Source organism: Halosimplex pelagicum, assembly GCF_013415905.1.
In the GTDB taxonomy this organism is placed as follows: Archaea; Halobacteriota; Halobacteria; order Halobacteriales; family Haloarculaceae; genus Halosimplex; species Halosimplex pelagicum.
The window spans coordinates 3,539,120-3,551,026 of the sequence record NZ_CP058909.1 but is presented as its reverse complement, the minus strand read 5'-3'; the positions used below and the strand labels follow the sequence as shown (position 1 = coordinate 3,551,026).

Here is an 11,907-nt window from a genome sequence, read left to right as displayed (position 1 = left end):
GGGCAAGCCGGAGAGCCGCGGTCGCGGCGCCGATCGAGGCGGGATCCGCGACTAACACGGCGGTGAAAGTGGAAAATAGATACGCAACCAGATACTTACAGGGTAGTTACCTAACGAGGGAGGTACGAACGGCGAAAACGAGAGTGAAACGCGAGTGTAGCCACTAATAAAGGGCGGACCGGACCCGGGATCGAGCTACCCGATCCAGTCGTATCGGTCGGTCCTAATCTTCGCGTCCTCGGCCGCTATGTCGCCTTTTCCAAGGTATCGCCCGATCGCGGATGCGCTAAAGTCGAGCTCGTCGACGCGGTCCCAAGTCGCCGTCGACGATCTCGAGGGGCTGTCGGAGCTCCCCTCCTGGTCGGCGTCGTCGACGGCGTCCTCCTGGTCGTCGCGCTCGCGCTCCTCCTGGAGGCGGCGCCGCTCCTCGCGGCGCTCCTCGGCGCTCTCTTTCACGTCGGTCATGTCGCGGCCGGGCTCGACCTCCTGGAGTTTCTCGACGGCGTTAAGCCGCAACTCGGAGTTTTGGAACACGATCACCCGCGGATAGGTGAGGCGCATGAGGATATCGAGCTCTTTCAGCTCGCGGACCCGCTCCCGGATATAATCGCGCGAATACCCGGTGAAGGTCTCGAGCTGGTCGTACGTCGCCCCGTCGAGCATGGCGACGGAGTACATAATATCCCATTTCGCGTTCGAGAGCGACTCGTACGTCGTTTGAAGGATCCGGCGCTCGCGCTCCTGGTTCGCGAGTCGGTGGGCCTTCCGCCAACCCGTCGGGACGAGGGTGTCGACGCGATCGTCTGGGTCGACCGTGTAAAAGTCGTCCTCGCGGAGGTCTCCGAGGGAGACTCCCGACCGGACCGCGAGGCCGCTCGTCATTTGCCGGAGCGTCGCTCGGACGGACTCCCATTCGTCGATGTGGGGGAGCGAGTTTCCGCCGGCTCCCTCGAGGAACGCCTCGACTTTCGGATGTTTCAAGCGCTCGTCGGACGGATTCCCGGCGATCCGGTAGACTTTGAGACCGAGATTGTAGCCGTCGCGACGGGCGTACGAGCCGATAAAGCCGGCTCGATCCCACATGTCGGAGGTAACGACCTCCTCGACGTGAGCTCCCTGGTAGTAATCCGAGGAGCCGCCGACATCGCCGTCTCCGCCGTATTCGACGATCGTTTTCAGTCCGCGGAGGCGTTGGGTGACGGCCTCCATGAGCTCTTGATTGACGCGGTGGTACAGCTCCGCTTTCCATATCTTGAGGCTCTCGCGGTTGAGGGTCGACCAGTCCGGGCGCTCGCGATCCAGGCCCCCAAACGCGGCGTTCGCGACATCGACGAGCCGGCGGAACGACTCCGCCGGCGTCGCGTACGTCGTCTGAAGCTTGAACTTGGTTCCCTCTCCGTGTTGGCAAACGAGTTTCCCGCCGTCTTTGTGTACGAGGTCCTCGTTCTGCGGTTGTACCCACGCCTGGAATGAGACGGGGAGGCGGTCGTCCTCGAGGAGACCGTCTCCGTCGGCCTCCGGGTCGTAGGGCATGAGCTGGAGATTGTACTCGTACCGGCGGCCGATATACTCCTCCTCTCCGGGGACGACATCCTCGGCGACTTTCCAGGGAGAGGACTTGATAACGAGGTGGCACGGCTCGTCCTCGGGGAGCCACTCAAACGCGTGGTTTGCGTCCTCGAGGAGGACGTACGGCTCTTTATCCGGGTCTCCGACGTGAGCCCTCCACCCGGACCACAGACGCTTGTACGCGGTCTCTCCGTCCGTTTCGAGGTCCTCGAGGACGGCCATGGTCCCGTGGCCGTGAGAGACGGGATCCTGATAGTCGAGCGCTCGCCAGCTCGCGACGGGCCGGTCGTCCTCTTGGTCGTCGCGGAGCTCGTCTCGTGCGTCGAGGGAGAGTTTCGTCTGGTCGACGAGGTCCGACGGGTCGATCGCGTAATCCTCGAGGGAGACATCCTCCCCGAGGTCGGGCGCGAGGTCCGGACCGGCGGCGTCGCCTGCGGACACGTCGGTACTCAAGCGTCCCCACCTCCCTCGGACCGCTCGGTATCTGTGCCTACGTTGGAGAGCGTTCGCTGCTGAGCCGACTGGAATAAAGTGGTAGTGTCGGGGTCGAAGGTCAGCAGCAGCCGCTCGGGACAGTCTTTCTCCTCGCCGTTTGCCCGCGAGAGCGTGGATGTGACTGTCTTTTCGCGGAGAGCCCACGAGTCCGGATACTCCGGAAGTTCGCCGTAGGAAATGACAGCCTCACCCTCGAGCTCGGCCAGTCGCTCGACGAGGGCCGCGTGGTCGAGATCGTGGTTCGGGTAGTAGCCTTCACCGCTGACCGGGTACGGCGGGTCGATGTAGAACAGCGTCGTCGCGGAGTCGTACCGGTCGATGACCTCGCGCCAGTCGAGACACTCGATGATGACCGACTGGAACCGCTCGGCGAAGGCTTCGAGACGCTCGCGGGACCGGTGATAGTTGCGAGCCTGCGAGTCGCACGGGTAGCCCCTCGCCGACGTCGAGGTCGAGAACGTGTTGCGTTTCGTAAGGTCCCCGTTGAACCCCGCCTGGACGAGATACCAGAGGCGACCGGCCCGGACGACCGGGTCGGCGGCCCGCTCTCCCGCGTGGTAGGCGTCGGCGATCTTGTTGTAGACCGTCCGCGAGTACGGCGTGTGACGGAGCCAGTCGAGCAGCTCGTCGCGACGGTCGCGGAGTACCTCGAAGAACTCCACCAGGTCGTCGTCGATGTCGTTGTAGACCTCGTTGATGGACTCTGGCTTGTGGACGAGGACCGCCGCGGACCCGCCGAACACCTCAACGTAGGTGTTGTGCTCGGGTAGGTGGTCGATGATCCACGGGGCGAGACGGGCTTTCGCGCCGGGGTAGTTCATCACCGCCTTCCCCGGCTCGATTTGCTCTGGACCGCCCGAGCTGTGATCGATCGGGCTCATGCGAGACCCTCCCGTTCGGCGAGGGGTTCCGGGACGGCTATCCGAGCCTCCTGGTCATCGACGACGGCGTCGACGCCGACGAACGTGTCCGGCGCGATCGAGGCGGGCTCGAAAGCGACGACATCGACGCGGTGGCGAGCGCAGACGTACGCTCTCGCGACGAGGTCGAGCGACCCGTCCGAGAGGACCTCCGGCGGGACCTTCGGCGTACGGAACGCCTCACGGTCGAGACGACGGCCGCAGAGAGGGCAACGGACGGAGTCGTCGCGGTCGTCGACCTCGGCGAGCTGGTACAGCTCTCGATCGAGGCGCGGGTCGGACTCGGAGATCGTCACCCGTCGACACCTCCCGGCGCCGAGGCGGTCTCCTCGAGCTCGCGACGGTCGTACACCTCGGCAAGGCCGTACGCCGTATGTGGCTCTCTCCCCCCGCGGCGATACCGGGTTTTGAGGACGACTCTCTCCGGTCGGAGTCCCTCCTCTGCGATCGCTTTCTCGACGGCGTCACCGGCGAGCCGTTTTAGTAACTCGGCCTGACTGGAGCGGCTCCGGTGGTATGGCGTATTTTCACCGCCTCTAACGGAGACGACGGGATCGAGGCCGTAGGTGGCGATCACGCGCTCTCACCTCCCGGCTCCGCGACGAGTTCGCCGATCGGCTCGAGGTGGTCCGTCGGGATCGTGAGCTCGACGGTGTCCTCCGTCTCGTGGCTTTTCCGGATCGGCGCGACGAGGGACTTTCGCTCACGAGCCTCGGCCTCGAGGAGCATGTCGACGCGCTCGCGCTCCAGGTCCGCGAGGAGGAGCGCGTCCACGATGCCCTCGGAGTGGTCGGCCTCGAGGACGTACACGGCGGGCGCGGACTCGTGAGCGACGAGCCGCGCGAGGTCTCCGGCCTGCGGCGTCCACTGGTCGATTTGAGTCCAGTACCCTTCCGTTCCGGGCGTCGGTCTACTCACCGGACTCACCCCCGTCGGTCGCGACGGCGCCAAGGGTGACTTGGCGGGTCGGGGAGTACCGCTCGCCGTCGATAAAGACGGCACCGCGTTTCTGGAGAAAGTCGTACAGCTCGCCGGAGACATCGCCGAACGCGAGGAGGACGCTCGGAAACGGGGCGTCGTCCTCGGCGTCGCCGAACCGGAGACGACCCTCGATGAAACAGAGGGCCGTCGCGGTCGCGGCGAACTTTTGAAACCACTGAGTCGACGTACGCGCCGGGAGGAGGACGAGGACGACCTCGACCTCGTCGCGACGGCTCTCGTTCCGGGCTTTCTCGATCCAGTCGGCGGCGTCGGAGTACGGCGGGTTACACCATACGGTTCCGAACCAGCGGCGGGCGAGACCGTCGTCCTCCTCCGTGTACGTCTCCGGAGCGATCGAGCGGGCCTCGGCGCCGGAGCACGGGTCGAGGTCGAACCCTCTGACGGCGTCGTCGAGCGGCCGGAGGAGCGACGGCGGCGTCGCCCACTCGTCGGACTCGTCCGACCAGTGGACTTGATGATACTCGGAGACCTTCTCGGCTATCTCGCCGACCTCCTCCAGCTCCTCCGCGGCGGCCTCGAGCGCCTCGTCCTCCTGGTCGTCGCGGTCGTCCCGACCGGCGCCGGGCTCGAGCTCCTCGACGTGAGTGAGCGAGGAGGCGCAATACGGACAGTACTCGGCGGCCTCGGGGACGGGTTCCTCACACTCGAAACACTCGAAACCGTCTCCGTCGGAGGAGCTCAAGCCGACTCACCTCCGGTCGTGTCGACGGCGTCGTATCTCTCGGGCTCTCCAACGGGCCAGTCGGCGCCGCAGGCGAAACAGAGAGCGAGCGCGGCCTTCCCCTCGACGAGCTTCGATAGGCAGTTAGGACAGTACTCGGCGACGCTCTCGGGCTCGGTCATCGAACCACCTCGAAAACGAGGACTCGGACGGTTGTCTCCGGCCGGATCGACGCCTCGTAATGGCGATTCACTCCCTCGAGCAACTCGTCGACGGTGTCGGCGGGATACTCCGCGCCGAATACGTCGAGGACCGCGAGAGCCTCGATCGCGTTTAGTTTCGCGGACCGAGTAATCTCGATCGTGGCAAACTCGGACCCGTCGGGAGTGATCGCGGAAACCTCCTCACCGACGTACACGGAGACCGGGCCGTACCGGACGGTTCCGGTCTTATCCCCATCGAGGATCGGAACGACGAGGTCCTCGGCAAACTCCAGCTCGGAGAGGCGGCTCATGCGCTCTCACCTCGATCGTCGGAGCCGCGGCCACAGTCCGGACAGATTAGACCATTCTCGAGGTTAATTTCGAAAGTCGTCCCACAATCGCAATCGATCGACGACGGCTCCGGAGGATCGTTCCAACCGAGTGAGTATCCGAGGTCTCGGTTTACGACCCGCTCGAGCTCGCGGACCCGCTCCTCGAGCTCCTGGATCCGGGACTCGGCCTCCTGGTCGCTCATCGACTCACCTCCGCGGGAGCGGGGACGCGCTCCCGGTCGATTAGCGTCGTCCAGGTGAGTTGTACGACCTCTTTCTCGCTCCGTCCCTCGATATCGACCTCATACCAACGGCCTTCGAGGACATCGTCGAGGACCGTCGCCGGGATAATCACCGATCGGAGGATCGGCGTCGACTCCCGGAGGCCGTACACGGCGAGGAGGTAGACTCCGCCGGCGTCTTTCAATTTTTCGTGAGCGCCGCGCTTGATGTACCAGTGGCCGGGCGACTGTCGGGTCCCATTCGACCGGACGACGGCGGCTCCCTTTATTTCGGTCTCGACTCCGGAGTCGACGACCGGGATCGCGTAAATCGGCCGCTCGTACGAGGGCGAGAGGCATTTGAGGGTGACGGCGTCATGCCACGTAGCGACGGAGTCCCCGACGGCCTCGAGGCGCGGCTCCGCGTTGATAACGACCGCCTCGACCGAGTCTCCGATCGCTTTCGAGCTCTCGAGCTTCGAGCTCTCGCGACGCGAGCTCATTCGGCTCGACCTCCCTCGGATCGCTCAGTATCCGTGCCTACATTGCACTCGTTCCACGCTTCCTCGGCGTGAGATGAACACAGCTTCCTCCCGTCAGGACCTCGTTTCAGATACTGACATTCGGGAGGTCGACCAGCCGGGTTCTCCTCGACGCACTCACGACAGATACCCTTCAGCGTCACGCCGACTCACCTCCAACGTAGCGAGTGGGAACCGGAACCCATCGAGTCTCGCCGTCGCGAAACTCGACTTTCAGACCGGCCATGCTGCTGTTGAAGCCGGGAGCGCTGGGACCGTGGCAGTGGGACGGAAACGTCAGTTTACAGTTTGGGCACGACCAGCCGAACGCTTCTGCGTCTGCCTCTGGGAGCGGTTTCCCGCCGGATTTAGTGTGGCCGACGTAGCTCCCGCAGTCGGGGCACATCGGCTTTCGGCCGTCCCGATCGAGCCGCGCGACTTGCCGCTCGTCGGGATTGCGAGATAGCGCGACCTGCTCAGTGCCGCCTCTCTCTGTACCGCCGTCGGTCGCGACGCGCTGGTCGCGCTCGGCGCCGTCGGGCTCCTGGATCCGGTCCTCCCACAGCTCGCGAAAGTGCTCGCCCTCGGGCTTGCGGAGGAGACCCGTCGGTTCGATGTCTCGGTTAGGGACCATCGACCGCGGCCAATTCTCGTATTTCGCGAGTGAGGCGGGGACAATCCCATCGCCGGAGGGGTTCTCGGCGCCGTTCATTGAGACTTTGACGGCACGGCCGTCCGGACTCGCATACCGGATCAGGATCATGTTCCGCGGGCCGGAGGCGACGGAAACCGCGTATATCCGGGGCGAGCCGCGATCCTGGTCGCTCCCGTATTCGATCCAGCTCTCGGGGATCGGGTGGTACTCGTCGCCGTCGATCGCGACGGGCCACTCGTCGGAGGACATCTAAGCGTCACCCCCGCGAGCGAGGTCCTCGAGGTCGTCCGGCCCGAAGTCTTCGGCGCCGATCTTCGCGGCGAGTCCGCTGGTCCGCCCGGAGGGGTTCTCGGGAGTCGTAGCGCCGTAATCCACCTCGTGACCCTCGGGGAGGTGGACCCTCCTGGAGCACTTGCCGACGACGACCTCGTCGACATCGTCAGGGATCTCTCCGTCGTCGAAACAGAGGCCGCACTTGTCCCGGTTGTTCGCGACGGGACTGTCGGAGTCGACTTTGCGGGCGCTCCGGAGGTCGAGGTAGCACGCGTTATCGACCACGGGGATCACCCCCGGAGACGGCGGTTAGTTGCTGGAGGAGGCGCTCTTTGTTGCCGGATTTACCTCTCGGTAATGATAAGAAAGTGTTAGGGTGTTGATGGGGTCGGAGGGATTTGAACCCCCGATCGACTGATATCTCCGGTAGCGCCTCGGAACTCCAGAGGGTCATCACAGGGTCAGTGATCAGCCGACCCGTTCAGTATATCAGCTGGAGTGTCGTCCCGGGCGCCGTTGCCTCTGGAGTCAGTCGCCATGCCGGACTTGGCCACGACCCCGCCTGCATCACCGGATAAGCCCAATTCCACTAAAGGGGTTTCGGTCTCCCGTGGTCAGTCCTCGTCGATCTCGGCCCAGTCGCACTCCTGGCACTTGTAGCCGGTCACGAACGACGTGACGCCGGGCATGTAGCCGACTTTCAGCACGTTCTCGCCGCAGTCGGGACAGTCCCGGTCGGCGTCCTCGATGGCCTCGGCGTCCATGACCGACTCGCCCTCGATCAGCTCGGCCAGGCGCTTGGGCGTGACCATCCGCCCCTGCACGACGCGATTGTCTGCCATACCCGTCCATCGCCGCGCCCGCCCGTAAGCCCTTCCACTCATCCTCAGGGAGGGCGGTCGCACCGGCGAGAGCAGTTGGTAGAACGCGCTCCGACGCCGAGACCGAAGCACCGCGAATCGAGCGGCGGTGCGGTCGCCGTCACCGACACGTCGGACGAAAGCTCACAGCCAGGGCGCGCGTTCGTCGTCGGTGGTGACGTAGTCGGAGACGCGACCGGGGACCGACTCGTCTTCGTCGGCGTCCGCCTCGCTCGCATCGGCGTCCTCGGGGTCGCCGCCGTCGGCGACCGCGGCGTCGTCGGACACGTCACCGGGGACGCCGTCGTACTCCCGATCGCCGTCGGGATCGAAGGCGAACAGGGCGGTCACGCCCAGCACCGCGAGCGCGATGGGGGCGTCGCCCGGGACGAGGCCGAAGATCGACAGGGGAAGGACGCCGAGCGCGACCGCGCTGCCGAATCGGAAGCGGTCGATGTCCACCACTGCACGGAGCCACGGGCCCAGCAGCGCCACGAGCAGGGCGAAGCCGACGCCGACCCCCGCCGCGGCGACCGCTCGCCCGATGAGTTCGGGGTCGGTCGTCACCGACAGCGAGACGCCGCTCGGATCGAAGCTCGCGACGAGGCCGAGCGCGATGACGATGGCGGGCCGCGGGAGGTACTCCCCGACGCGGGCGCTGGCGGTCTTCGCCGCGACGGTGAGGATGACCAGGCCGGCGAACCGGGAGAACACCGGCATGTTCAGCATGTCGCGGATGGTCGGCGCGAGCGCGGCCTCGACGGCGGCGACGGGGATCAACACGGCGCCGACGGCGAGGATGGCCGTCGCGACTTCGCGGCGGGAGCCGTCCATCTCGGCGAGGACGACGGCGACGGTGGCGCTGCCGCCGAAGATGAGCAGGCCGACTTCGAGGATGCCGACGGGGTCGCCGAGCGCGCCCGCGAGGACCAGGGCGGGGAAGATGCCGTCGACCAGCGGGAGGCACATGATGGTCGCGAGGAGCTTCGTCGCGCCACCGACGCGCCGCTCGACGGTGAGTGCGACCGGGTGTTGGGAGCTACTCATGCCGGTCAGGCGTGGCCGTCTCCCGTGGCCAGTGGGTGGTCCGACCTGCGATGCGGGCGCCGGCGGGGATACGCTTGCCACCGGTTCGCACCGAAAGACGCGGTCGGGTGCTCCGCGAAGTCCCGTTTGAAGAAGCCGGCAGAAGGTGTAAACGCGACGCTCGACGCGTCGCGTGCGGTCTTCTGACCGATGCCAGCGATGGCGGGACTGGCGGAGTCCATATCCATCATTATTTTCCAATCGAGTATAAGAATTGCGTGAGAGACGGCCACATGCGGCGCGACCCGACCGAATCTCCGGCGGAACTGCGCGGATCGCCGGACGCGGGCGGTCCGGCGTCTCGGGAACGGCTGGCACGGAGCGGGCGTCTCGCAACGTTTTTGGGCCGGCGGGGGCGACGGTTTACATGGCGAACGATCCCGAACCTTTCTCGGAGAAACTCCGCGTACCGGAGGCGCTGACGTTCGACGACGTGCTCCTGCGGCCCAAGGAGAGCCGCGTCGAACCGGACGACGCCGACACGACGACGCGCGTCTCGAAGAACGTCCAGCTGCAGGTTCCGGTCCTCTCGGCGGCGATGGACACCGTCACCGAGAGCGACATGGCGATCGCGATGGCCCGCGAGGGCGGCCTGGGCGTCATGCACCGCAACATGGACGTCGACGAGATGGTCGCCGAGATCGAGCGCGTCAAGCGCGCCGACGAGCTCATCATCCGCGACGTGGTGACGGCCTCGCCCGACCAGACGGTCCGCGAGGTCGACGAGATGATGGCCCGCGCAGGGGTTTCGGGCGCGCCGGTCGTCAGCGACGACGACGAGGTGCTGGGCATCATCTCCGGGACGGACATCCGTCCCTACCTCGAAGTCGGCGAGTCCGACGAGGTGCGCGAGGCGATGACCGACGAGGTCATCACCGCGCCCGAGGACGTGACGCCGCGCGAGGCGCTCGAACTCATGTACGAGCACAAGATCGAGCGCGTCCCGATCGTCGACGGCGGGGACCGGCTCATCGGGCTCATCACGATGCAGGGCATCCTCCAGCGCCGCGAGTACGACTCGGCGGCGCGCGACGACGACGGCGCGCTCCGGGCGGGCGTCGCCGTCGGGCCCTTCGAGGCAGAGCGCGCCCAGGCGGCCGACGAGGCCGGCGCCGACGTGCTGTTCATCGACTGCGCGCACGCGCACAACCTGAACGTCATCGAGAGCGCCCGCGAGATCACCGAGGAGGTCGACGCCGACGTGGTCGTCGGCAACGTCGGCACGCGCGAGGCCGCCGAGGCCGTCGTCGACTTCGCCGACGGGATCAAGGTCGGCATCGGTCCGGGCTCGATCTGTACGACCCGCGTCGTCACCGGCGCCGGCATGCCCCAGATCACCGCCGTCGCGCAGGTCGCCGACGTGGCCGACCGGGAGAACGTCCCGGTCATCGCCGACGGCGGCATCCGCTACTCCGGCGACGCCATCAAGGCCATCGCGGCCGGCGCGGACGCGGTCATGCTCGGCTCGTACTTCGCGGGCACCGACGAGGCACCGGGCCGCGTCGTCACCATGAACGGCAAGAAGTACAAGCAGTACCGCGGCATGGGCTCCGTGGGCGCGATGCAGTCCGGCGGCGGCGACCGCTACCTGAAGGACGTGGACGAAGACGAGGAAGAGGAGATGGTCCCGGAGGGCGTCGAGGCGGCGACGCCGTACAAGGGCACCCTCGCCAGCGAGCTCCACCAGCTCGTCGGCGGCATGCGCTCGGGCATGGGCTACGTCGGCGCCGAGACCGTCCCCGAGTTCAAGCAGCGCGCCGAGTTCGTGAAGGTGTCCCAGGCCGGCCAGCAGGAGGGCCACCCCCACGACGTGGTCATCACCGACGAGGCGCCCAACTATAGCCCGGACGACGCCTGATTCGGCCCCGCGACCGTAATTCTCAGGGCCGTCGGGGCCGCTCGGTCGAGTATGAGCATCGACGTTCGCGTCGCCGAGGGCGAGGCCGACCGGGAGGCGGTTCTCGCGGTCCGGCGCGAGGTTTTCATCGAGGAACAGGGCGTCCCCGAGGACATCGAGATGGACGGGAAGGACGACGAGGCGATCCATTTCGTCGCCCTCGACGGCGACTCGGCCGACGACGAACCGGTCGGCGCGGCGCGGCTCCGCGAGGTCGAACCGGGCGTCGGCAAGGTCGAACGAGTGGCAGTAGTCGCCGACCGACGCGGCGAGGGGCTCGGTCGGGCGCTGATGGATCGCCTGGAGGCGACGGCCGCCGACCGGGGGATCGACAGACTGGTCATGCACGCCCAGACCCACGTCGAGGCGTTCTATCGGCGGCTCGGATACGAGACGACCAGCGACGTGTTCGAGGAGGCCGGCATCGACCACGTCGAGATGGAGAAGTCGCTCTGAACCGAGCCCCCGGCGTCACTCGTCGGGTTCGGCCGCGCCGGGCGCGGCCGTCGCGCGCGTCGCGGTCGCTTTGAACGACGCGACGACCGCCGCGCCGGGTTCCAGCCCGAGCGCGTCGAGACTCGTCTCGGTGACGCGCACCGCGAGCGGGTCGTCCGCGCCCACGTCGATGCGGACGAGGGCCGTCCCGTCGCCGCGGTCGACGCCGACGACCTCGCCGCGGAACCGGTTGCGCGCGCTCGTCTCGCTGCCCTCGGGCGCGTGCTCGGGGTCGTGCAGCGTCACGGCGTCCGACCGGAACGCCACCCGCACGTCGTCGGCGTCGGTCAGGCCGAGCGCGCGGACCGTCCCGGCGTCGGTCTCGACGGTCGCGAGGTCGCCCTCGCGCGATGCGACCCGCCCGTCGAGGACGAGCCGCTCGGTGGCGGCCGTCCCCGCCAGCGCGGCCTGCAGACGGTCGAACTCCGCGAGGAGTTCGCGGCCTTCGTCGGTCAGTCGACTGCCGCCGCCCTCCGTCCCGCCGCGCCGTCGCTCGACGAGCGGCCCGGCCGCGTCCTCCAGGTCGCCGATGCGGGCGTGCGCCCGCGAGTACGAGCGCCCCAGCGCCGACGCAGCGGCGTTGAGCGACCCCTCGGAAGCCACCGCGCGCAACAGCGCCGCGTCCCGCTCGTCGACGGTCTCCTCGCCGACCCGCAGGTGCGCCTCGAACCCCGCGTCCATACCGCTACCCTCGCCCCCACTGACCAAAATCGTTAT

General features: G+C 67.1%; 18 protein-coding genes and 1 tRNA gene. 2 read left to right on the top strand and 17 right to left on the bottom strand.

Going from position 1 to position 11,907, the window contains the following annotated elements:
- Positions 1–195: 195 nt before the first annotated feature.
- The 16 genes from HZS54_RS17910 to HZS54_RS26795 form a co-directional block, all read right to left on the bottom strand.
- Positions 196–2,022 (bottom strand): hypothetical protein, encoded by a 1,827-nt coding sequence (locus HZS54_RS17910; protein WP_179918440.1) that lies wholly within the window; start codon positions 2,020–2,022, stop codon positions 196–198.
- A complete protein-coding gene (locus tag HZS54_RS17905; RefSeq protein ID WP_179918439.1) occupies positions 2,019–2,945 on the bottom strand; it encodes a DNA adenine methylase in 927 nt (308 codons plus the stop codon). The genes HZS54_RS17910 and HZS54_RS17905 overlap by 4 nt, the downstream gene beginning before the upstream one ends.
- Entirely contained in the window at positions 2,942–3,280 is a 339-nt protein-coding gene (locus HZS54_RS17900; protein ID WP_179918438.1) for a hypothetical protein, read from the bottom strand. Before HZS54_RS17900 ends, HZS54_RS17905 begins: the two co-directional genes overlap by 4 nt.
- Positions 3,277–3,561: a hypothetical protein gene (locus tag HZS54_RS17895; protein ID WP_179918437.1), complete on the bottom strand. Its 285-nt coding sequence runs from the start codon at positions 3,559–3,561 to the stop codon at positions 3,277–3,279. Before HZS54_RS17895 ends, HZS54_RS17900 begins: the two co-directional genes overlap by 4 nt.
- The gene (locus HZS54_RS17890) at positions 3,558–3,902 is read right to left on the bottom strand and encodes a hypothetical protein (protein ID WP_179918436.1); all 345 of its coding nucleotides are present in this window, start codon (positions 3,900–3,902) and stop codon (positions 3,558–3,560) included. The genes HZS54_RS17895 and HZS54_RS17890 overlap by 4 nt, the downstream gene beginning before the upstream one ends.
- Entirely contained in the window at positions 3,895–4,668 is a 774-nt protein-coding gene (locus HZS54_RS17885) for a phage N-6-adenine-methyltransferase (protein WP_246391686.1), read from the bottom strand. Before HZS54_RS17885 ends, HZS54_RS17890 begins: the two co-directional genes overlap by 8 nt.
- Positions 4,665–4,829 (bottom strand): hypothetical protein, encoded by a 165-nt coding sequence (locus tag HZS54_RS17880; RefSeq protein WP_179918435.1) that lies wholly within the window; start codon positions 4,827–4,829, stop codon positions 4,665–4,667. Before HZS54_RS17880 ends, HZS54_RS17885 begins: the two co-directional genes overlap by 4 nt.
- The gene (locus tag HZS54_RS17875) at positions 4,826–5,161 is read right to left on the bottom strand and encodes an ASCH domain-containing protein (RefSeq protein WP_179918434.1); all 336 of its coding nucleotides are present in this window, start codon (positions 5,159–5,161) and stop codon (positions 4,826–4,828) included. The genes HZS54_RS17880 and HZS54_RS17875 overlap by 4 nt, the downstream gene beginning before the upstream one ends.
- On the bottom strand, positions 5,158–5,385 hold the full coding sequence (locus tag HZS54_RS17870; protein ID WP_179918433.1) for a hypothetical protein: 228 nt from the start codon (positions 5,383–5,385) through the stop codon (positions 5,158–5,160). The genes HZS54_RS17875 and HZS54_RS17870 overlap by 4 nt, the downstream gene beginning before the upstream one ends.
- Positions 5,382–5,906, bottom strand: a complete 525-nt coding sequence (locus HZS54_RS17865; RefSeq protein ID WP_179918432.1) for a PD-(D/E)XK family putative nuclease — start codon at positions 5,904–5,906, stop codon at positions 5,382–5,384. Before HZS54_RS17865 ends, HZS54_RS17870 begins: the two co-directional genes overlap by 4 nt.
- Positions 5,907–6,084: 178 nt before the next feature.
- On the bottom strand, positions 6,085–6,828 hold the full coding sequence (locus tag HZS54_RS17860; protein WP_179918431.1) for a hypothetical protein: 744 nt from the start codon (positions 6,826–6,828) through the stop codon (positions 6,085–6,087).
- Entirely contained in the window at positions 6,829–7,137 is a 309-nt protein-coding gene (locus HZS54_RS17855) for a hypothetical protein (protein WP_179918430.1), read from the bottom strand.
- Positions 7,138–7,235: 98 nt separating this feature from the next.
- Positions 7,236–7,412: transfer RNA gene (locus HZS54_RS17850), tRNA-Trp, on the bottom strand.
- 54 nt (positions 7,413–7,466) lie between these two features.
- Positions 7,467–7,694 (bottom strand): DUF5795 family protein, encoded by a 228-nt coding sequence (locus HZS54_RS17845; protein ID WP_179918429.1) that lies wholly within the window; start codon positions 7,692–7,694, stop codon positions 7,467–7,469.
- A 162-nt stretch (positions 7,695–7,856) separates the two neighbouring features.
- Positions 7,857–8,759, bottom strand: a complete 903-nt coding sequence (locus HZS54_RS17840) for a DUF5794 domain-containing protein (protein WP_179918428.1) — start codon at positions 8,757–8,759, stop codon at positions 7,857–7,859.
- Positions 8,760–8,764: 5 nt separating this feature from the next.
- Positions 8,765–8,980, bottom strand: coding sequence for a DUF8099 family protein (locus tag HZS54_RS26795; protein WP_484496836.1), 216 nt, complete (start codon positions 8,978–8,980; stop codon positions 8,765–8,767).
- Positions 8,981–9,165: 185 nt separating this feature from the next.
- Between HZS54_RS26795 and guaB the strand changes: the two genes are divergently transcribed.
- Both guaB and HZS54_RS17830 read left to right on the top strand, forming a co-directional pair.
- The gene (gene guaB / locus HZS54_RS17835) at positions 9,166–10,656 is read left to right on the top strand and encodes an IMP dehydrogenase (RefSeq protein WP_179918427.1); all 1,491 of its coding nucleotides are present in this window, start codon (positions 9,166–9,168) and stop codon (positions 10,654–10,656) included.
- A 51-nt stretch (positions 10,657–10,707) separates the two neighbouring features.
- Positions 10,708–11,151, top strand: coding sequence for a GNAT family N-acetyltransferase (locus tag HZS54_RS17830; protein ID WP_179918426.1), 444 nt, complete (start codon positions 10,708–10,710; stop codon positions 11,149–11,151).
- A gap of 15 nt (positions 11,152–11,166) precedes the next feature.
- Here HZS54_RS17830 and HZS54_RS17825 read toward each other — a convergent pair whose 3' ends face one another.
- Complete coding sequence (locus HZS54_RS17825; RefSeq protein WP_179918425.1) at positions 11,167–11,871, bottom strand: TOBE domain-containing protein; 705 nt, start codon at positions 11,869–11,871, stop codon at positions 11,167–11,169.
- Between the last annotated feature and the right edge of the window lie 36 nt (positions 11,872–11,907).

Bases quoted from the DNA above. Each gene is read 5' to 3' on its own strand.
- HZS54_RS17840 (WP_179918428.1), bottom strand. From the start codon at position 8,759: ATGAGTAGCTCCCAACACCCGGTCGCACTCACCGTCGAGCGGCGCGTC.
- guaB (WP_179918427.1), top strand. From the start codon at position 9,166: ATGGCGAACGATCCCGAACCTTTCTCGGAGAAACTCCGCGTACCGGAG.
- HZS54_RS17880 (WP_179918435.1), bottom strand. From the start codon at position 4,829: ATGACCGAGCCCGAGAGCGTCGCCGAGTACTGTCCTAACTGCCTATCG.
- HZS54_RS17905 (WP_179918439.1), bottom strand. From the start codon at position 2,945: ATGAGCCCGATCGATCACAGCTCGGGCGGTCCAGAGCAAATCGAGCCG.
- HZS54_RS17870 (WP_179918433.1), bottom strand. From the start codon at position 5,385: ATGAGCGACCAGGAGGCCGAGTCCCGGATCCAGGAGCTCGAGGAGCGG.
- HZS54_RS17845 (WP_179918429.1), bottom strand. From the start codon at position 7,694: ATGGCAGACAATCGCGTCGTGCAGGGGCGGATGGTCACGCCCAAGCGC.
- HZS54_RS17830 (WP_179918426.1), top strand. From the start codon at position 10,708: ATGAGCATCGACGTTCGCGTCGCCGAGGGCGAGGCCGACCGGGAGGCG.
- HZS54_RS17860 (WP_179918431.1), bottom strand. From the start codon at position 6,828: ATGTCCTCCGACGAGTGGCCCGTCGCGATCGACGGCGACGAGTACCAC.
- HZS54_RS17875 (WP_179918434.1), bottom strand. From the start codon at position 5,161: ATGAGCCGCCTCTCCGAGCTGGAGTTTGCCGAGGACCTCGTCGTTCCG.
- HZS54_RS26795 (WP_484496836.1), bottom strand. From the start codon at position 8,980: ATGGACTCCGCCAGTCCCGCCATCGCTGGCATCGGTCAGAAGACCGCA.
- HZS54_RS17865 (WP_179918432.1), bottom strand. From the start codon at position 5,906: ATGAGCTCGCGTCGCGAGAGCTCGAAGCTCGAGAGCTCGAAAGCGATC.
- HZS54_RS17825 (WP_179918425.1), bottom strand. From the start codon at position 11,871: ATGGACGCGGGGTTCGAGGCGCACCTGCGGGTCGGCGAGGAGACCGTC.